The sequence below is a fragment of the Streptomyces sp. NPDC057900 genome, assembly GCF_042887885.1.
GTDB lineage: Bacteria > Actinomycetota > Actinomycetes > Streptomycetales > Streptomycetaceae > Streptomyces.
On record NZ_JBHVOI010000004.1, the window covers coordinates 469,568 to 488,183 of the forward strand.

Annotated in this window: 16 protein-coding genes and 1 pseudogene; 13 read left to right on the forward strand and 4 right to left on the reverse strand. The window is 70.8% G+C overall.

What is annotated here, in order from left to right; translation table 11 throughout:
- The first annotated feature begins 149 nt into the window (after positions 1-149).
- Together ACFVQ0_RS19585 and ACFVQ0_RS19590 are read left to right on the forward strand one after the other, a co-directional pair.
- Positions 150-692, forward strand: a complete 543-nt coding sequence (locus ACFVQ0_RS19585) for a GntR family transcriptional regulator (protein WP_390089601.1) — start codon at positions 150-152, stop codon at positions 690-692.
- A complete protein-coding gene (locus tag ACFVQ0_RS19590) occupies positions 689-1,468 on the forward strand; it encodes a GntR family transcriptional regulator (protein ID WP_390089603.1) in 780 nt (259 codons plus the stop codon). Before ACFVQ0_RS19585 ends, ACFVQ0_RS19590 begins: the two co-directional genes overlap by 4 nt.
- A 514-nt stretch (positions 1,469-1,982) precedes the next feature.
- Here ACFVQ0_RS19590 and ACFVQ0_RS19595 read toward each other — a convergent pair.
- From ACFVQ0_RS19595 to ACFVQ0_RS19605, 3 genes and pseudogenes are all read right to left on the reverse strand, one after another.
- Positions 1,983-2,534 (reverse strand): annotated as a pseudogene (locus tag ACFVQ0_RS19595) (IS110 family transposase); the annotation flags it as partial.
- A 317-nt stretch (positions 2,535-2,851) separates the two neighbouring features.
- Entirely contained in the window at positions 2,852-4,144 is a 1,293-nt protein-coding gene (locus tag ACFVQ0_RS19600; RefSeq protein ID WP_390089605.1) for an SGNH/GDSL hydrolase family protein, read from the reverse strand.
- 101 nt (positions 4,145-4,245) lie between these two features.
- The gene (locus ACFVQ0_RS19605) at positions 4,246-4,821 is read right to left on the reverse strand and encodes a TetR/AcrR family transcriptional regulator (RefSeq protein ID WP_390089607.1); all 576 of its coding nucleotides are present in this window, start codon (positions 4,819-4,821) and stop codon (positions 4,246-4,248) included.
- A gap of 105 nt (positions 4,822-4,926) precedes the next feature.
- Here ACFVQ0_RS19605 and ACFVQ0_RS19610 point away from each other — a divergent pair, with 105 nt between their 5' ends.
- Positions 4,927-5,793, forward strand: a complete 867-nt coding sequence (locus tag ACFVQ0_RS19610) for a hypothetical protein (RefSeq protein WP_390089609.1) — start codon at positions 4,927-4,929, stop codon at positions 5,791-5,793.
- 135 nt (positions 5,794-5,928) lie between these two features.
- Positions 5,929-6,684 (forward strand): HNH endonuclease family protein, encoded by a 756-nt coding sequence (locus ACFVQ0_RS19615; protein WP_390089611.1) that lies wholly within the window; start codon positions 5,929-5,931, stop codon positions 6,682-6,684.
- Positions 6,685-6,722: 38 nt separating this feature from the next.
- On the opposite strand, the gene ACFVQ0_RS19620 is transcribed toward ACFVQ0_RS19615, so the two are convergent.
- The gene (locus tag ACFVQ0_RS19620) at positions 6,723-7,640 is read right to left on the reverse strand and encodes a hypothetical protein (RefSeq protein ID WP_390089612.1); all 918 of its coding nucleotides are present in this window, start codon (positions 7,638-7,640) and stop codon (positions 6,723-6,725) included.
- Positions 7,641-7,819: 179 nt separating this feature from the next.
- On the opposite strand from ACFVQ0_RS19620, the gene ACFVQ0_RS19625 reads away from it, so the two are divergent.
- From ACFVQ0_RS19625 to ACFVQ0_RS19665, 9 genes are all read left to right on the forward strand, one after another.
- A complete protein-coding gene (locus tag ACFVQ0_RS19625; RefSeq protein ID WP_390089816.1) occupies positions 7,820-8,950 on the forward strand; it encodes a CapA family protein in 1,131 nt (376 codons plus the stop codon).
- A 357-nt stretch (positions 8,951-9,307) separates the two neighbouring features.
- Positions 9,308-11,593 (forward strand): HAMP domain-containing protein, encoded by a 2,286-nt coding sequence (locus ACFVQ0_RS19630; protein ID WP_390089614.1) that lies wholly within the window; start codon positions 9,308-9,310, stop codon positions 11,591-11,593.
- 6 nt (positions 11,594-11,599) lie between these two features.
- Positions 11,600-13,270 carry a poly-gamma-glutamate synthase PgsB gene (gene pgsB / locus ACFVQ0_RS19635; protein WP_390089616.1) on the forward strand — a complete coding sequence of 557 codons (1,671 nt, stop codon included), beginning with the start codon at positions 11,600-11,602 and terminating at the stop codon, positions 13,268-13,270.
- Positions 13,267-13,749 (forward strand): poly-gamma-glutamate biosynthesis protein PgsC/CapC, encoded by a 483-nt coding sequence (locus ACFVQ0_RS19640; RefSeq protein WP_073738471.1) that lies wholly within the window; start codon positions 13,267-13,269, stop codon positions 13,747-13,749. The genes pgsB and ACFVQ0_RS19640 overlap by 4 nt, the downstream gene beginning before the upstream one ends.
- 9 nt (positions 13,750-13,758) lie before the next feature.
- The gene (locus ACFVQ0_RS19645) at positions 13,759-14,838 is read left to right on the forward strand and encodes an NlpC/P60 family protein (protein WP_390089618.1); all 1,080 of its coding nucleotides are present in this window, start codon (positions 13,759-13,761) and stop codon (positions 14,836-14,838) included.
- A 159-nt stretch (positions 14,839-14,997) separates the two neighbouring features.
- Entirely contained in the window at positions 14,998-15,618 is a 621-nt protein-coding gene (locus tag ACFVQ0_RS19650; protein ID WP_390089620.1) for a hypothetical protein, read from the forward strand.
- Positions 15,615-17,150 carry a protein kinase gene (locus tag ACFVQ0_RS19655; protein WP_390089622.1) on the forward strand — a complete coding sequence of 512 codons (1,536 nt, stop codon included), beginning with the start codon at positions 15,615-15,617 and terminating at the stop codon, positions 17,148-17,150. The genes ACFVQ0_RS19650 and ACFVQ0_RS19655 overlap by 4 nt, the downstream gene beginning before the upstream one ends.
- A 92-nt stretch (positions 17,151-17,242) precedes the next feature.
- Positions 17,243-18,211 carry a glycosyltransferase family 2 protein gene (locus tag ACFVQ0_RS19660; protein ID WP_390089624.1) on the forward strand — a complete coding sequence of 323 codons (969 nt, stop codon included), beginning with the start codon at positions 17,243-17,245 and terminating at the stop codon, positions 18,209-18,211.
- Positions 18,208-18,609 (forward strand): GtrA family protein, encoded by a 402-nt coding sequence (locus ACFVQ0_RS19665; protein ID WP_390089626.1) that lies wholly within the window; start codon positions 18,208-18,210, stop codon positions 18,607-18,609. The genes ACFVQ0_RS19660 and ACFVQ0_RS19665 overlap by 4 nt, the downstream gene beginning before the upstream one ends.
- The last annotated feature ends 7 nt before the right edge of the window (positions 18,610-18,616 follow it).

Below are 18,616 nucleotides of genomic sequence, written 5' to 3' on the forward strand. Positions count from 1 at the left end.
CGGAGCTCCCACTTGAGGAGGGTGCTGGTGACTGCATTGCTATTCGCGAAAAGCGGCAAGGTGCATCGCTGGGGGCGGCACCTGGGTCGCCTACCGTGTGATGCGGCAGGCTGGTGCGGGTCTTGATGTTGGCTTCGGAGGAGAACGACATGGGCGGCAGTGAATGGACCAGCACTTCGGTGCCTTATCTCGCCGCGACTTCCGGAGCTCCAGTTGACGCGTGGGCTGCGGAGGCCGCCGCCGAGGGGCGTCGAGGGAGCCAGCGCATCGTTCAGGCGGGCGAGGTGGAGGCGCCGGAAGCGGTTGCGGAGCTGCTGGGGCTGTCCGCCGGGCAGTGCGTTGTCGCTCGACGCAGGATCATGTATCTCGACGGTGAGCCATGTGAGTTGACGGATACGTACTATCCCGTGGACATCGCGGGCGGTACCGGTCTCGCCGGTACCGCCAGGATTCCGGGCGGGGCGGTCAGGCTGCTCGCTGATCTGGGGCATGTGGGCGTCCGGGTGCGCGAGGACGTGACCGCGCGGCCGGCGACCGCGCATGAGCGGGAGCAATTGCAGCTGGCGGCAGGGGACCCCGTGCTGCAACTGACCCGGCTCACGCTGGACGACGCGGACCGGCGCATCCAGGTCGACATCATGGCGATGCCGCCGCGACGCCAGAAGCTGCGGTACGAGATCAGGATCGGATGACTGTGCCCAGACCCGAAGCGGATGCCGCCGACCGCCGTTCGCTGCACGAACGGATCGCGGCCGACCTCAGGAACGAGATCATGGACGGGGATCTCGCCCCCGGTGCCAGTCTGCCGTCCACGGTGCACCTCAAGGAACGGTTTGGAGCCTCGAACGCGACTGTGCAGAAGGCTCTGCAACTGCTCAAGGAGGAACAGCTGGTGATCGGCAGGGCCGGTGCCGCGGTGACGGTCCGCGAGCATCGACAGCGGACCGTCCGCCCAGCCTCTTACATGGCCCCGGCGGGTGCGGGGGAGTCGTACCGCTGGCTGGCAGAGGCCACCGGAACGGGTGCCCGCGCGCACAGCACGCTGCTTGAGGTGGCCGAGTGCGAACCCCCGGCGGACATCGCCGAGGCCCTGCGCCTGCCGAGCCGCGGCACCGCGCTCCTACGGCGCCAGCTTCTCGTGATCGATGACGAACCGGTCGAACTCGTGGCGTCGTACTACCCGCTGGAGATCGTCGCCGGTACGGCGATGACGCGGCGCCGGAAGATCCCCGGCGGGACGCCCACCCTGCTCGCGGAACTGGGCTACCCGCCGCGGCTCAGCGTGGACCGCGTCTCGGCGCGGGTGCCGACCCAGGATCAGTACCAGGCGCTGCGGCTGCCCGGAGATCTGCCCGTTCTGCGGACCCTGCGTGTCGTCTACAGCGAGGCGGAACGGCCTATCGAAGCGACCGTCATGGTGAAGGCCGGCCATCTGTACAAGCTGCAGTACGAGTTCACAGCGGAGTGAGCGGGGGCCCCTATGCAGTTCGTCAAGGCGGCGGGTTACCTTGCTGGTCGTGTCGGCTGGAGAGGGTGATGTGGTGGGGGTGCCAGGCGGCGGGGCGAAGGTGCGCGCTGTTGATGAGTGGCGGGACGTCTATGACCTGCTGGATGCCGTTCGGGAGCGGCCGAGCGCATGGGTGCGTAACGGCTCGTTGCAGGAGCTGGCGGTGATGATGTTCGGCTACCACCTCGCTCTTCAGGTCCACGATGCCGATGAGGAGTTCGCGTTTCATCGTGGAAGTGGCGGATTTGCCGCTTGGCTCAGCAGGACCCGCGGATGGTCGATGGCGACTGGATGGGATGCTGCGATTGTGGAGAACCTTCCTGGTGAACCTTCGCTTGACGCCTTCTTTCGGCTCGTGGACGAGTACCGAGACGTCGCAGATCAGCCCGTCTCGTGAGCTCTCGCAGCATGGTGTTCGGTCAGGCTGTTCGGGCGGGTTGGGGTTCGTAGAAGGTGCCGTCGCGGAGCATCGGGCCAGGACAGCCGGGTGTTGCAACTGCGGGCCCAGGACCCGCTCCAGGGACGGATGGATCTGGGTCAGCAGGCCGTGGAGCCGGTTCGCGACCCGGGTGGCCTCACCGGTCAGGTCGTCGTCGAAGCCGACGATCATCTCCAGCTCGGCGATCGTCTCGTCTTCGAGGTCGACCGAGCGCAAGGTGTGTGGCATCGCGCGGGCGGCGTCGGCGATGATGAACGCGTCCCTCGCGTCTGTCTTGGCCTCGCCGGGATAGAGGTCGGCGATCCGCCGCATCGTCAGGCTGGGCAAGTAGGCGACGGGGCATCCCATGTCCCTCGCAACCGCAAGCGGCAGGGCTCCGATCGAGGCCGGCTGGTCGACCACGACCAGCACCGTTCCGTGCTTGGCCTGGAGTTTCGCGAACAGCTCGCGGAGCTTGGGCTCGGTGTTGGGCAGGCGTTTGTCGAACGCCTTCTTCCCGGCCGGGGTGACGGCGGTGGCGTGGTGTTCGCCCTTGCCGACGTCCAGGCCGAGATAGACGTCGATGTCGCCGGTCTCGATGACGTGCATCCTCCGGTCGTGCTTCTGCCTGGCCTCGTCCACGGCACCGATCGCCACATCCACATTACGAAGAGCCTCCCGACCTGCGAAGAGTCGGTGGCCATGCCCCCTAATCAGCGGTCAGTCAGTGCCTCTGGGCTCGGTGACACCCCCCCGGGATCATGGTTAACAAGGGGGGGAAGTCATGCCGGGCCCGGAGGCAGGTAGCCCCGTTGCGGGGCCACCAAAAAGGTAATGGGGGGCTGCGCCACCGCCCCGTTGTCACACGACGCGTACCGGCCCCGCCGCCGGGTGGCAGCGGGGCCGGGAGTCAGCCGAACGGACCGTCAGAGGCTGTTCAGGTCGAGGGACTTGGCCATCGCGTGGTAGCCCGCGTCGTTCGGGTGGAGGTGGTCGCCCGAGTCGTAGGCGGGGGCGATCCTGGTCGGGTCGGCGGGGTCGGCCGTGGCGTGGTCCAGGTCGGCCACCGCGTCGTACTCGCCGGAGGTGCGGATCCAGTGGTTGACGGCCACGCGCTTGGCCTCGTTGGCGGGGCTGTCGTAGGCCGAGCCGCCGATGGGGGTGAGGGTCGCGCCGATCGCCCTGATGCCCTTGGCGTGGGCCTGGCGGATGAGTGAGCGGTGTCCGGCGATGAGCTGGGCGACGGAGACCTCGGGGGTGGGGGTGCCCACCGCGCCCGTGCCGCCGGCGCCGATGTCGTTGATGCCCTCCAGCACGATGACCGTGCCCACGCCGGGTTCACCGAGCACGTCCTTGCGGAAGCGGGCCACCGCCTTCTCCCCGGCCCAGTCCGTGTCCTGGGTGACCTGGTTGCCGGCGATCCCCTGGTTGACGACGCTGCGGGGCCTGCCGGTGGCCGCGAAGCGCTCGGCCAGCTCGTCGGGGTAGCGGTTGTCCGCGTCCGGGGTGGACCCGACGCCGTCGGTGATGGAGTCACCGAAGGCCACCACCCCGTTGCCGCGCGCCGTCCGGCCGCCGCTGACCTCGACGCCGGTCAGGTAGTACGAGGAGTCGCTGGTCTCCGTGAACGCCGTGCCCGCGCGGTCGGAGCGGTGGTCGCCCTGCGCCCGGTAGCTCGTGGACGAGGAGATCAGGTGGAAGGTGGCCGGGCCGGTCGGGTCGGCCAGGTACAGCGTGACGGTCAGTGACTCCAGGGCCTCGGTCCTGAACGGCAGGGCGTCACTGGTCAGTTCCGCGCCCGCCGGGACGGTCGCCGAGCGGTGCCCCCCGAAGGACAGCTGCCGGAGCGAACCCGCCCTGACCGAGGCCCCGTTGTCCGTACGGCCCACGGTCGCGCCGGTGATCCGCAGCGGGGTGCCGCCGTAGCGGTTGGACAGTTCTACGCGGGCCCGGGTCCCGCCGGTGCTGACCCGTACCACCTGGCGCACCGTCTGGTCGGCGAAGCCCTGCTGCGACCAGTTCGGCGCGAAGGGCGCGGCCGGTGCCTGCGGCGAGGTCGCCCAGCCGCCCTGCCAGTGGTCGTCGTGGTCCCGCTGTGACGCCGTCGCGGCATGAGCCGGTCCGGTGAGGGCCTGCCCGCCGGCGACCGGCAGGAGCGTCAGTGCGGCCGCGGTCAGCATCGTGGCAGCCGTGCGCCGTGTTGCGTGCGTGGTTCTCATGGTTCCCCACCCTGTCGTCTTCCGAAGTCCATGTCGTCGATCACGTGCGCACGACACGGTCAAGCGTCGAAAGACCTCGGGCTATTCCCGTGGGGTGAGGCTCAGTTGGCCCCGTCCGCCTCGAACATCAGAGCGGTCAGCGACCGGAACACCTCCTCCGGGTCGCGGTCGCCCACCGCGCCGCCCAGGTTGCCGCTCAGCAGCAGCGTGGCGAAGCCGTGGGCCAGCGACCAGGCGGCCGTGCCCGCGAGCCGGGGGTCCTCGCCGCGGCGGGCGGCGGGGAGTGTGCTGACGCCGGTCCGCAGTTCGGCCGAGGCCCGGTCCTTCGCCGCCAGCAGTTCCGGGTCGTCCGCACGGAAGAGCTCCGGGCGGAACATCACCTGGAAGTGCGCCGGGTGCCCGGTGGCGAACCGTACGTACCGCACGCCGCGCTCCCGCAGGTCGGGGGCGTCGGCCAGGGCGTCGGCGAAGAGCTCGTAGCCCTCGGTGGCGATGGCGGTGAGCAGTCCGGTGCGGTCCTTGAAGTGGTGGGCGGGAGCGGCGTGGGAGACGCCCGCCCTTCGGGCCAGGTCGCGCAGGCTCAGCGCGCCGGGGCCCTCGGTGCGGATGACGTCGAGCGCGGCGGTGAGGACGGCCCGCCGCAGATCGCCGTGGTGGTAGGTGCGGGTGCTCGTCATGGCAGCAGATTACGCGGAATCTAGGCATTGACAAGTTGGAGGGGGAGGGGCAGTCTGTGGGATCTAGTCACTGGCAAGATTCGTGGGTACGGGGAAGGCGGAGACATGAACGAGGAGTTGGGGCGCGCGCGGCAGATGTGGCACCTCCTGGAGCCCCTGCACGCGGTTCTCTACTACGCGCCGGAGGCCTTCGAGGAGGCCGCCGCACTCGGCTACCGGACCGACGAGCGCTGGCCGAGCTACTTCGCCTGGCGGGCGGCCCCGCTCGGGGACGCGAGCGCCGCCCGGGTCACCGGGACCTTCCACAGCTTCAGCCCGGCGATGGTGGACGAGTACGTGCCCGCCGCCTGGTCCGTCGCGTCGTCCGCCGACGTGCTCGCGGCCCGCACCAGGGCCGTCGACCGTACGTACCGGACGCTGCTGGGGGAGGCGTGCGCCGCCCCGGACACGGTGGAGGCCGCCGCGCTCCTGCGCCGCGTCACGGAGGCGGCCGACACCGCGGACCGCCCGCTCGCCGCGGCCAACGCCGCGCTGCCCTGGCCGGACGAACCCCACCTCGCGCTCTGGCGGGCGGCGACCGTCCTGCGCGAGCACCGCGGCGACGGGCACCTCGCGGCGCTGGCCCACGCGGAGCTCGACCCGGTCGAGTCGCTGGTCTCCTTCGCGGCCGTCGGCGCGGCGCCGCCCGAGGTGTTCGCGAGCCGGGGGTGGAGCGGGGAGGAGTGGCGGGCGGCCCGTCAGCGGCTGTTCAGGCGGGGGCTGTTGACGGACGACGGTACGGCGACGGAGGCGGGTCGGGCGCTGCGCGCCGAGGTCGAGCGGCGCACCGACGAGGCGGCCGCCGCTCCGTGGCGGGAGCTCGCGGGCGAGGAGCGGGAGCGGCTCGTGGAGCTGCTCGGGCCGTTGTGGGTGGCGGCGATCGGGTCCGGGATGCTGCCGTCGGAGACGACGCTGGGCATCGGAAAGGTGTGATTCGGACCGCATCCGGGGTGCGAGGCGGTCATGAACACGTCGTGGCGGGGAATACGTCCGTAGAATTCCCGAGTTGGTTCGGCTTTCTCCCCGTCAGGACGGCTTCGAGTGATATCTCCCCGCGCATACCGAGTGATGGTTCCCGCCCTCGGAGTGGCCGCCGTGCTGGCCCTGACGGGCTGCGACCCCGAGAAGATCACCTCCGGTGCCGAGTCGCCGGGCACCGGCTCGAACGGCGGCGGCGGGCCGGTCACCGGCTTCGGCGCCAGGCCGCTCGACAACGCCGACGGTACGAAGCCCGGCCTGGCGCCCCTCACCTCTGACCAGGACCGGGCGGCGGCCCGCAAGGTCATCGAGAAGGTCGCCACCAAGGGGCGCGGCCCCAAGACCGGGTACGAGCGGGACAAGTTCGGGTACGCCTGGAAGGACTCCGTCGACGGCGTACCGCTCTCCCACAACGGCTGCGACACCCGCAACGATCTGCTCGCGCGGGACGGCAAGAAGGTCGCGCTCAGGTCCGGTTCGAAGTGCGTGGTCGTCTCGATGACCCTCAAGGACCCGTACACCGGCAAGACCATCGAGTGGCGCAAGCAGCAGGCCACCAAGGTCCAGATCGACCACGTCATGCCGCTGTCGTACGACTGGCAGATGGGCGCCGCCCACTGGAGCGAGGCCAAGCGGCAGCAGATCGCCAACGACCCGCTCAACCTCATCCCGGTGGACGGGCCGGCCAACAACGCCAAGCGCGACTCGGGCCCGGCGTCCTGGCTGCCGCCGTACAAGCCGGTCCGGTGCTCGTACGCGCTGCGGTTCGCCCAGGTCTCGCTGAAGTACCGGCTGCCGGTCACCACGGCCGACAAGAAGGTCATGCTGGAGCTGTGCGGCGGCTGACGGTTCCGGCCGGCGGCCGGGCGGGAGGCCCGTGCCCGTCAGCGGGCGGCCGGTTGTGAACGGGCGGGCCGGGCGCTGCGCGCCAGCTGCTCCGCCGCCTCGCCGATCGCCGTCACCGCACGCGCGGTCCGCTTCGGCGACTCCCGGATGGAACGGCTGAACTCTACGTGCAGGAACGGAAGTTCGGCCTCGGCGGCGGTCCGGCCCTGCATGTTGGTGCGGCCTTCGAGGGAGCAGCGGCGTACCCAGACCCGGCAGACCTCGAAGTCCTCCCGCCGCAGCGCGGAGAACAGGCTCTCGCCCCAGGAGCGGCCGTGGTCGCCCTTTCCGGTGGAGACGATCACGTCGTAGTCCGGTTCGGTGGAGTCGGCGTAGCCGTGGAGCTGGATGCCGGGCAGCCGGTGGGCGACCAGTTCGGCGCAGACCGCGTGGAAGACGGTGTCCCTGCGGTGGGCCACGTCCGCCGCGTCACCCTCGCCCGCCCTGCGGTTGGCGCCCGCCAGGACCATGACCCCGCCCGGTGTGGCCCGCCAGGCGCCGATGCCCAGCTTCTCGCTGTCGGCGTCCGCGACCGGGTGCGGGACCTGGACGGACCAGGTCGCGGCCGGGCGGGACAGGTCGATGTACACGCGTCCCCAGCCGCGAGTGGATTCCCGGGCCCGGTCGGCTATCTCCGCGAAGGGCCGGCCGGTGGCGGTGTCCGTAAACGTGGCCACCCCGAAATCGACCTCGGAGAGGCGCTCTGCGGCGTCCTTGTGACGGCCGTCGAGGTAGAGCCCGACACCGTCCGCGATGGTCCGGCGGTCCAGGGCCGTCGGCGGGTGGAACGCGCTGCGCCGGATCGTGTCCCGGGTGAACGTGTCGATCCTGGCCGCCAGGTCGACACCGTCCCGCGGCCGGGCACGCTGCGGCCGGTCCCCGTCCGAACCCCCTCCTCCGGAGGAAGTGACGAGCACCACAACAGCGGCTACAACAGCTGTGACCAGCAATGTTGCAGAGACGGTCGAACTTTTGGCCCATTTGCTCGTCATATTCAAGTAAAAATACATGGGTGACCCGACGTCCTTATCTTCCCTTCACCTCTCGCGCCGCCGTGGCCGTGCTTCTCGCGCTGGCCGCCACGGGCTGCTCCCTCATGGGCGGTGACGCCGGGTCCGACGGAGGAGGTCAGGACAAGGGCGGTGGGAAGACGTTCACGGTCGCCGCGGCCGGCGACATCCTGATCCACCCGCCGCTGATCGAGCAGGCCCGCAAGGACGCGAAGGCCGAGGGGAAGCAGGGGCTCGACTTCTACCGGCTGATGGCCGGGGTGAAGCCCGTCATCTCCCGCGCCGACCTGGCGATCTGCCACTTCGAGCCGGTCGTGGGCAAGCCGAACGGGCCGTTCCGCAGCTTCCCGGACTTCCTGGTGCCGCCGCAGATCACCACCGCGGCGAAGCAGATCGGGTACGACACCTGCTCGACCGCGTCGAACCACACCCTCGACCACGGCAAGGCGGGTGTGAAGCGCACCCTCGACGCCCTCGACAAGGCCGGGCTGAAGCACACCGGCTCCGCACGCAACCGGGCCGAGGCCGACAAGCCGCTGATCATGGACGTGAAGGGCGTCAAGGTCGCCCAACTCTCCTACGCCTTCGGCTTCAACGGGCGCGAGGTCCCCAAGGCCACGCCCTGGATCGTCAACCAGAACGACTTCGCCCGGATCAAGGACGCCGAGAAGCGGGCCCGCGCGGCCGGCGCCGAGGTGGTCATCCTGAGCATCCACTGGGGCCGCGAGCACCACCCGGAGCCGAGCTCGGGGCAGATCAAGCTGGCGCGCAGGATCGCCCGGGAGACCGGCATCAACCTGGTCATCGGCCACCACGCCCATGTCGTGCAGCCGATGGAGAAGATCAACGGGACCTGGATCGCGTACGGACTCGGCAATCAGGTCGCCCGGCACGAGGTGCCGTCCGGGCTGACGGAGGAAGGCATCATCGGCTGGTTCGAGTTCCACAAGAGCGGCAAGTCGTGGGACGTGCGGGCCCGGTACGTGCCGACGCTCGTCTCCATTCCGCCCGAGGCGGACCCGGTGAACCCGGCACCGGAGGACGCGGTGAAGGACCACCGGCTCATCGATGTGGCCGAGGCGCTGCGCGACGACAAGAACCTCACGGCGGAGGAACGGGCCCGCTACCGGCTGGCGTTCGAGCGCACGCAGGGCACGATGCTCAACCGGGGCGCCGCGCAGGACGGGCTGGAACCCCTGGAGAGCCTGCCCGGCTGACGAGCTCACGGACCGGCCGGCCCGTCGGAGGGCTGACCGGCCTGTCGCACGGCTGACCGGCCGTCAGTGATGGCGATCCGATGAACTCTGGATGTCCGCTTGGTTCACCTGAACGCCCCCATGGCCTGATTCGAGTGGCCTGCATCACAACCATCCCTTTCGCTACAACCGTTCGGTATACGAACGAGTCATGATCTTCCGCGTGGACGTTCGATTCTTCGGGTGTGTCCGCCTGCGCCGAAGCCCTGAGCCTCCTGACATCACACGGAAGTCCCGCTTCGCCCTGCGGTGTCGACAGCCCCCGCGGCGCCGAAGCACCAGCACCAGAACCGCAAGAAGTTCCAGAAGGGATCCACCATGGCCGCCTCGCCTGTGAAGCGGCGACACAAGGTCCGCCGCCGGGCCGATATGTCGTTGCTGGGTGGTATAAGGCCGCCCATCGCGGTCCTCTCGGCCCTGTTGCTCGCGCTGGCCGGGATCACCGCGCTCGGCCTCGGCCGCACGGTGCAGGACCGGGTCCCCGAAGCGGTGCTCACCTCCCAGCAGCAGTTCGCGGAGGACGGCGCCATCGCGCTGCGCGCCTCCATCGACGAGAGCTTCACGGACCTGGGGCGGACCGCCGGACTGTTCAACGCCGCGGACCCGGTCTCGCCCGACGCCGTGCTCGACAAGATCAGCAGCGTCTACCAGAAGTGGACCGGCACCGCGGTCGTCGAGATCTCCTCCGGCAAGCTGCTCGCCGCCCGCGGCGAGAACGTCCCCCTCACCGCGATCGACACCTCCGAGCTCAGCGGCAAGGACGCGCTCGGCCCCCGCATGGTGCGGCTGGCCAACGGCGAGACCCGGCTGCTCTCCTTCGCCCTGCTCTCCTGGCCCGGCACCCCGCAGCAGCTCCTGGTCGCCTCCAGCAACCTCCGGTTCCCCGGCATCAGCCTCGGCCAGTTCCGCTCCATCGCCGTCATCGACGCGGACGCGGCGATCCTCTCCAGCGACGGCATCCCGCAGCCCGAGCAGCTGCTCACCGACACCCAGCGCGCCGACGCCAAACGGGCGAACAAGCAGCTGAAGAGCTTCGCGGAGACCGCCTCCGTCAAGGTCCGCCAGCACCCCCTCTCCGCCAAGGAACCCGGCTCCGGCGGCTTCCCCGGCGTCAGCGGCAGCCTGCTCGGCAGCGTGCACACGGGTGACCGCAACGTCGCCGGCTACGCCTCGCTCGCCGGTCCCCAGCCCGGTGAGCCCACCATCGCGACCGGCCTCGGCCTCAGCGTCGTCTCCATGGTCCCGGTGGCCGAGAACCCCACCGCGGTCGCCGGCCCCCTCTTCGGCCTGGTCGCCGCGGGCGCCCTGGTCCTCGTCGGCGCACTCGCCGTCGCGCTGCTCCTGGGCACCGTCCAGCGGCCGCTGATCCGGCTCTTCCTGGAGAGCCGCCGGCTGACCCGGGGCGACCTCACCCGGCCCGTCAGCGCCCCCTCGTACGGCGAGGCCGCCCGGATCGGGCGCTCCCTGGAACGGCTGCGCCGCCAGCTGCTGGGTGAGCCCCGCTCCACGGAGCCGCCCCGGCGCGGCCGGGTCGGCACCCGAGGACTGCTCGTCGTCTGCGGCGTGCTGGTACTCGCCTGGTGCGCCCCGATGCTGCTGCTCCTCAACCGGGCCGACGCCACCGCCGTCGTACCCCAGCAGCTGGTCAACGACCAGCGCGAGCGCACCGACACCCTCACCGACCGGGTGCGCCGCGCCCTCAACGAGGGCCAGGCCGACCTGCTCTCCGTGGCCACCCTGATCGGCGCCGACACCTCGCCCGCCGACATGCGCACCGTCCTGGAACGCACCCGCCTGGAGCACGACCGCTACCAGTCGCTGTACGTCGTCGACGCGACCGGGAAGGTCGTCGCGCACGCCGGGGACACCCCGCACGAGCCGGTCGGCAAGGCCGCGGACGGCGGACCGATCCACGTGCTCAACGACTCCGGCAAGAAGCCGGTCATCGTCGGTGACGCCGGGATACCCGGCCGCGACGGCGCCACCGTCGTCGGCGAGTTCCGGATCGAGTTCATCAACGGCCTGCTCAAGCGGCCCGGCCTCGGCCAGGTCAGCATCGTCGACGACAAGCAGCGGATCATCGGCGGCAACACCGGCTACCGCGCCTTCCAGAAGCTGCCCGGCGAACGGCTGCGCACGCTCGTCGCCGGCACCAACCAGAAGACCGGCATGAGCATGCACCCCAGCGGCATCCTGTACCGCGACGGCGGCAAGGTGCAGATCGCCGCGGCCGCGCCCTTCGTCGGCGGCGGGGCGGCCAAGAGCCTCGGCTGGACCGTGGTCAGCCGGCAGCCCGCGAGCTCCCTCGCCATCCCCGAATACCGCAGGCAGAACCTCACGGTCCTCGCCGGGCTGCTGGGGATGGCCGCGGCCATCGCCTGCCTGGGCTGGCTGCACATCGTCGTCGTACGCCCGCTGCGCGCCCTCGCCGACCAGGCGGAGGCGCTCGCCGGCGGCGACCGGCGCACCGTCCTCTATCCGCGCCACCACGACGAGGTCGGCGCCGTCACCCGCTCCCTGGAGCTGGTACGCCAGCAGCTCCCGGCGCAGCAGAAGCGCGAGCCCGCGCCGACGGCGCCCACGACCTACGCCGAAAGGACCTGACCGGCCGTGCTGTTCCTTTACACCGTGCTGGTGGTGTGCTGCGCGATCCTGCTCATAGCGGGCATCGTCGAGCAGCGACGCCACTTCATCAACCTGGAGCGAATACCCGCCCGGGTCCTGGTGAACGGCATCCGCGGTAAGTCCTCGATCACCCGGCTCTGCGCCGGAGCGCTGCGCGGCGGCGATCTGGTGACCGTCGCCAAGACCACCGGTACGGCGGCCCGGTTCATCCACCCGGACGCCACCGAGGAGCCCGTCTACCGCAAGTTCGGGCTGGCCAACGTCGTCGAGCAGATCGGCATCGTGCGCCGCGCCGCCTCGTACGACCCGCAGGCGCTGGTCATCGAGTGCATGGCGGTGATGCCGGCGCTCCAGGAGATCAACCAGTCCAAGCTGATCCGGTCCACGATCGGTGTGCTCTGCAACGTCCGCGAGGACCATCTGGCCGAGATGGGCCCGACCCTGGACGACGTGGCGCGCTCCCTCTGCCGGTCGATGCCGGAGGGCGGCATCTGCGTCACCGCGGAGGTCGACCGGTTCGCGATCCTCCAGGAGGAGGCCGACGCCCGCGACTGCGAGCTGATCTACGCCGACCCCGAGACCGTGAGCGACGCGGAGCTGCGCGGCTTCAGCTGGTTCACGTTCAAGGAGAACGTGGCCATCGCGCTGAAGGTCGCGGAACTCCTCGGCGTGGAGCGCGAGACCGCGCTCCAGGGCATGTACGACGCCCCGCCGGACCCGGGCGTCCTCTCCGTCGAGCGGTACGTGACGCCGGACGGCAAGAAGCTGCGGTTCGCCAACGTCTTCGCGGCCAACGACCCCGAGTCCACGCTGATGAACGTCAACCAGCTCCTGGACCTGGGCGCCGTGCACCGCCCGCTGAACGTCGTCATCAACTGCCGCCCCGACCGGGTCGAGCGCAACGGCCAGATGGGCGAGATCATCCCCGATCTCCAGCCCGACAAGGTCTTCGTCATCGGCCACCCGGCCAAGAGCGCCATCGACGCGATCCCCGCCGAGTGGCGCGGCCGCGCGGTGGACCTGGGCGGCGACCGGCGCGACCCGGAGGAGTTCATGCGCGAGCTGCTCGGCGGCCTCGGGCCCGACTCCTCGCTGATCGCCATCGGCAACATCCACGGCCAGGGCGAACTGCTGCTGGAGCACCTCAGCGAACTGCCGCCCGACGAGACCCCGGACGAGACGCCCGACGAGACCCCCGGCGAGGCCCCGCAGGAGTGGGCGCGGCAGGCCCCGGACGAGCGGCCGGACGAGCCCGCCCCGCAGCACGTCCGCCACGACGAGACGCTGCCGCTCCAGCAGTACCGGCCGCACCTGGACCCGTACGCGCCCTACCCGGAGGCGTACGAGACCCGCTACCAGCCGCACCCCACGGTCCAGGCCCCGCAACCGGCACCGCACCAGACACAGACGCAGGCGCCGGAGCCGGAGGCGGAGCAGACACAGGCAATCGCCGCCGTGTCCGCCCCCGTACCGGCCCGGTCCCGGCCGCGCGGCATGTTCGAGCCCGCCGTGCACCCGGACCCCCAGCACCAGCAGCACCAGCAGACCTACCGGCACGGGGAGCAGCATCCGGACGGGCAGCAGCCCCCGGCCCCGTACCCGTCGCAGGACCCAGACCAGCAGAGCCGGCAGCACAGCGCAGGAGACCCCCGTTGATCCCCACCGTCCTGACGCCCGAGATCGCCGCCATCGGCATCGCGCTCGGCCTGATGTTCTCCCTGGTCTGCTACCTGACGACCAACCTCTCACCCGGCGGCATGATCACCCCCGGCTGGCTGGCGCTGACCCTCGTCGAGGACCTCCAGCGCGCGGCCATGGTGGTCGGCGTCACCGTCCTCACCTACGTATCCGTGCTGCTGCTCCAGAAGGTCGTCATCCTCTACGGGAAGCGGCTGTTCTCCGCGGTGGTGCTGACCGGGGTCATCCTCCAGGCGACCGTGATGATCGTGCTCCAGGTGGAATTCCCCCTGATGTACGCCAACCAGACCCTCGGCTTCATCGTCCCGGGTCTCATCGCCTACCAGCTGGTCCGCCAGCCGAAGGGCGCGACGCTGCTGGCCACCGGCTCGGTCTCGCTGCTCGCCTACGTCGTCCTGACCGCCGGCATCCTGCTCGGCGCCCTCCCGTCTGCCTGAGGTGATCTCATGACCGCTCCCCGTACCAAGCAGTCCAAGCGCCCCCGCCAGATCCTGCACGGCGTCACGGTGGTCGCGCTGCTCGCCGCCAGCGCGTACTTCACCGTCGAGCTCCGCAAGGACGAACAGGCCAAGGCGCCCGCCGTCCAGGCCATCACGGACAAGCCGGCGGGCGCCACGCTGAAGTCCGGGAAGGAGACCTGGGAACGGCTGAACGCACCCGCCCGCTCCGTCCTGCGCGACGCCGGCGGCAAGGTCCTCGCCACCTTCACCGACCAGGCCCGCACCGCCACACTCACCGGCCCCTCCCGCACCTTCGCCGAGCCCACCAACACCAAGTCCCGGGTGGTCACGGAGAACTGGGTGCGGCTGATGCCGGAGAAGTGGAAGAAGGGCTCCGAGAAGCAGCAGTGGTTCAAGGACTGGTTCAAGACCTACTACGGCAGCGAGGAGGACGACCTGTTCGCCTTCGCCTTCCAGTACGTCGAGGGCGCGCCCCTCAAGAAGGACGACGAGGGCGTCCCCTACGCCGGTGACGCCCAGTTCGGACCGATCAACCCGGTCGGCAGCGAGGGCAACGACCTGCGCCTGGAGCAGTCGGACTTCTTCGACTACCTGGGCATCCCGTACACCTTCCGCAACGGCGTCACCCGCCAGCCCGACAAGGCCCGCTACCGGGCCATCGACTGCTCGGGCTTCATGCGGACGATCTTCGGCTACCGCGCCCGCTACCCGCTCGCCCCCCTCGACGGCCAGGGCGACGGACTGCCCCGCACCGCCAACGGCATCGCCCGTTCCAAGCTCGGCGCCGACGTCATCCCGCTCAAGGGCATCTCGCCCGCGGACCGGCCCACCTCGATCGACGTGCTGCAACCGGGCGACCTGGTCTTCTTCAAGCTCGACCAGCGCACCGGTCAGCGGCTGGACCACATCGGCATGTACATGGGCCACGACTCGGACGGCCACCTGATCTTCGTCTCCAGCCGGGAGGAAGTGAACGGCCCGACCATCGGCGACAAGGGCGGCACCTCACGCCTCGACGGCAACGGCTACTACGCGGCGACCCTGCGCAGCGCGAAGCGCCTCTAGGACACGCCCCGGGGAGTGCCGGGAGACGGACCGGGGTTGTACGGAACCACAACGGTTCGGTACAACCCCGGTCCGCCGGCCGGTGCCGCCCTCTACCCTCGGAGCTGCGCGTACGCCCGTGTGCGCGGACCTTCCACGATCAGGTGTCCAGGAGCAGCCATGTACGCGCCGGGTTATCCGCAGAGCGTTCCGCCCAGAGTTCCGGGGCGGGCCTGGATCGTGTCGATGCGGGTGCTGTTCTGCGCGCTCTCGGTGTTCTCCATCGGGATACTGCTCTGGGCCCCGCTGCTCCGGCTGGCGTTCGTCCGCCGCAGGGCCTCCGACTGGTGGCTGGCCGGCGGCGGGTTCGCGTTCGTCGTCGGGATCGTGCTGGGCATCGGCCGGGACCAGCACGAAGCCCACGGCATCGACTTCGTCCTCATCCCCCTGCTGCTCGTGGCGATGCTGGCCGCTCCCGTGTACTACCTCGTCGCGGAGATCCGCCACTACGGGCCGCAGGGGCCGCACGTGCCGAAGCAGCACCCGATGGGCGGATACGTGCCGCCGGCGCCCGGGTACGCGTACGCGACCACCACCCCGGTGACCGGCAACCCGGGCCCCACCCCGCGGCCCCCGCACCAGCAGCAGACCTTCCCGCAGCCCGCGCAACCGCAACAGCCCGCACACCCGCAACAGCCCCCGTACCCGCACCAGCCCCACCCGCAGCCCCAGCGCATCGAGCAGGTCCGCGCCGAACTCGACGAGCTGAGCGACTACCTCCGCAAGGAGGAGGGCCGGTGAGCGGTCGCGTCATCGGCGGGAGGTACGAGCTGGCGGCCGTCCTCGGCCAGGGCGGCATGGGCCAGGTCTGGACGGCCTACGACCAGCGGCTGGACCGCCGGGTCGCCGTCAAACTGCTGCGCCCCGACCGCGTCACCGGCCCCATGGGCAGCGACGCGGCCGCCGAACTGCGCAGCCGCTTCGTCCGCGAGTGCCGGGTCACCGCCCAGGTCGACCACCCCGGCCTGGTCACCGTCCACGACGCGGGCAGCGACGGCGACGAGCTCTTCCTCGTCATGAGTCACGTCGAGGGCGCCGACCTCGCCGACCATCTCGCCGAGCACACCCCGTACCCCTGGCAGTGGGCCGTCGCCGTCGCCGCCCAGCTCTGCGCCGTCCTGAGCGCCGTACACGCGGTGCCGATCGTCCACCGCGACCTGAAGCCCCGCAACGTGATGGTGCGCCCCGAAGGCACCGTCCTCGTCCTGGACCTCGGGGTCGCCTCCGTCCTGGACACCGACACCACCCGCCTCACCCACACCGGCTCACCCATCGGCTCCCCGGCCTACATGGCCCCCGAGCAGGCGATGGGCGGCGCCGTCGGCCCCTATACCGACCTGTACGCGCTCGGCGTCCTGCTCCACGAACTCCTCAGCGGCGACGTGCCGTTCGCCGGATCCACCGCGCTGGGCGTGCTCCACCGCCACCTCTACGAAGCGCCCGTCCCCGTCCGGAAGCTGCGGCCCGACATCCCGGAGGCGCTCGAAGCGCTCGTGCTCCGGCTGCTCGCCAAGGACCCGCAGCACCGCCCGTCCGGCGTCCAGGAGGTCTACGAGAGCCTCGCCCCGCTGCTCCCCGTCCGGGGCGGCGGACCGGCCGGCGGACCGCTCGACCCGACCCGCCCCTTCCTGCGCCCGCACGCCCCGTGGCCCGACCGCGCCACCACCCCGCCCGCCGCCGGCCCCGCACCGGTTGCGCCCGCACGGCCCGATGTCGCCGCCGCCGTCGACGAGGTCAAGAGACTGCTCGGCGAGGGCCGGATCACCCACGCCGTCGACCTGCTCGGCGGCATCCTCCCGGCCGCCGCGGAACAGCACGGCGAGAGCTCCCCGGTCGTCCGCATCCTGCGCAAGCAGTACGCGGCGACCCTGATGGACGACGGCCAGTACCGCCGCGCCCTGCCCGAACTGCGCCGCCTCGCCGACGACCGCGCCGCCGAGGCCGGACCCGCCGACCCGCAGACCCTCCAGTTCCGCCAGGACACCGCGCAGTGCCTGGAGCAACTGGGCGAGCCCGCCGCCGCGCTCGCGGAGTACCGCGCCGTCCTCCCGTACTACGAGAACCGCTACGCGACGGGCGACGACCCGGCCCGCTCCTACGAGATCCGCCACCGCATCGGCCACCTCCTGCTCGCGCTCGGCGACCACACGGCGGCCACCGCCGGACTCCAGTCGCTGCTCTACGACACCGAGCGCAGATACGGCCCGAACCACCCGCTGCCCGCCGAACTGCGCCGCCAGCTGGACCGCCGCCGCAAGGTCAGGGGCGGCTGAATCCCGGGCGCCACGGGCCAGTTCACCCAATGGTCGCCCCCGGGCCACGCCCGGCATCCGTTCGCGACACATTGACCGGCTGATCTGCATGGGTGCTGATCTCGCTGGTGGTGCCCTGCTTCAACGAGCAAGACATACTCGAACGCTTCCATGAACGCGTGACGGACGAGATGACCCGGCTGGGTCATGAGTTCCAGCTCGTGTACGTGGACGACGGGAGCGCGGACCGGACCCTGCCGATCCTGCGGCAGCTGGCCGCCGTCGACCCACGGGCCCGCTACGTCTCCTTCAGCCGCAACTTCGGCAAGGAGGCCGCCATGCTGGCCGGCCTCCGGCACGCCGAGGGCGACGCCGTCGTCATCATGGACGCCGACCTCCAGCACCCGCCGGAACTCGTCGGCCGCATGCTGGAGGAACACGCGCACGGCTACGACCAGGTCATCGCCCGGCGCACCCGCAAGGGCGACCGCGTCACCCGGACCCTCAGCGCACGCGCCTACTACTGGCTCATCAACCGCCTCGTCGACGTCGAACTCGTCGACGGAGTGGGCGACTTCCGGCTGCTCTCCCGGCGGGCCGCCGACGCCGTACTCGAACTCACCGAGTACAACCGCTTCTCCAAGGGCCTCTTCGCCTGGGTCGGCTTCCCCACCAAGACGTTCAGCTACGAGAACGCCGTCCGCGAGGAGGGCCGCTCCGCCTGGACCTTCGGGAAGCTGCTCAACTACGGGCTCGACGGACTGCTCTCGTTCAACAACAAGCCGCTGCGCGCCGCGCTCTACCTCGGACTGCTGCTGCTCTCCCTCGCACTCGTCTACTCCGGGTGGATCGTCGGCGTCGCCCTGGTGAGGGGCGTCGACACCCCCGGATACGTCACCCTCCTCGTCGCCGTCACCGCCCTCGCCGGGGTCCAGATGGTGATGGTCGGGGTGGTCGGGGAGTACGTCGGCCGGATCTACTACGAGGTGAAGCGCCGCCCGCACTACCTGGTGCAGGCCACCAACACCGGAACCCGCGGCCCGAGAACGGCACCGGAACCCCTGGAGTCCGTACGCCGATGACGGTCAAGACACAACTGGCCCGGTTCGCCCTCGTGGGCGCCGTGAACACCGCCACGTACTACGGCTGCTACCTGGTCCTGCTGCACTGGCTGCCGTACATAGCGGCGCACGTGCTGGCGTTCGCGCTCAGCATGACCGGCTCGTTCTTCCTCAACTCGTGCTTCACCTACCGGACCCGGCCCACCTGGCGGAAGTTCCTGCTCTTCCCGCTCACCAACGCCGCCAACTTCGTCATCACCACCGGCGGCGTCTACCTGCTCGTCGACCTGGCCGGATTCAGCAGCCGGTACGCCCCGCTGGTCGCGGCGGCGGCTGCCATCCCGATCACCTTCGTGGTCTCGCGCACGATCATGCTGCGGCCGGACGCACCCCGGAAACCCTCCGTACCGGTCCGCTGACCGGCGC

What these genes read in the sequence shown, in the direction of transcription:
- ACFVQ0_RS19615 (WP_390089611.1), top strand. Translation starts at nt 5,929, where the DNA reads ATGGTTCCCGCCCTCGGAGTGGCCGCCGTGCTGGCCCTGACGGGCTGC.
- ACFVQ0_RS19645 (WP_390089618.1), top strand. Translation starts at nt 13,759, where the DNA reads ATGACCGCTCCCCGTACCAAGCAGTCCAAGCGCCCCCGCCAGATCCTG.
- ACFVQ0_RS19600 (WP_390089605.1), bottom strand. Translation starts at nt 4,144, where the DNA reads ATGAGAACCACGCACGCAACACGGCGCACGGCTGCCACGATGCTGACC.
- ACFVQ0_RS19625 (WP_390089816.1), top strand. Translation starts at nt 7,820, where the DNA reads ATGGGCGGTGACGCCGGGTCCGACGGAGGAGGTCAGGACAAGGGCGGT.
- ACFVQ0_RS19610 (WP_390089609.1), top strand. Translation starts at nt 4,927, where the DNA reads ATGAACGAGGAGTTGGGGCGCGCGCGGCAGATGTGGCACCTCCTGGAG.
- ACFVQ0_RS19630 (WP_390089614.1), top strand. Translation starts at nt 9,308, where the DNA reads ATGGCCGCCTCGCCTGTGAAGCGGCGACACAAGGTCCGCCGCCGGGCC.
- ACFVQ0_RS19590 (WP_390089603.1), top strand. Translation starts at nt 689, where the DNA reads ATGACTGTGCCCAGACCCGAAGCGGATGCCGCCGACCGCCGTTCGCTG.
- ACFVQ0_RS19585 (WP_390089601.1), top strand. Translation starts at nt 150, where the DNA reads ATGGGCGGCAGTGAATGGACCAGCACTTCGGTGCCTTATCTCGCCGCG.
- ACFVQ0_RS19665 (WP_390089626.1), top strand. Translation starts at nt 18,208, where the DNA reads ATGACGGTCAAGACACAACTGGCCCGGTTCGCCCTCGTGGGCGCCGTG.
- ACFVQ0_RS19650 (WP_390089620.1), top strand. Translation starts at nt 14,998, where the DNA reads ATGTACGCGCCGGGTTATCCGCAGAGCGTTCCGCCCAGAGTTCCGGGG.
- ACFVQ0_RS19605 (WP_390089607.1), bottom strand. Translation starts at nt 4,821, where the DNA reads ATGACGAGCACCCGCACCTACCACCACGGCGATCTGCGGCGGGCCGTC.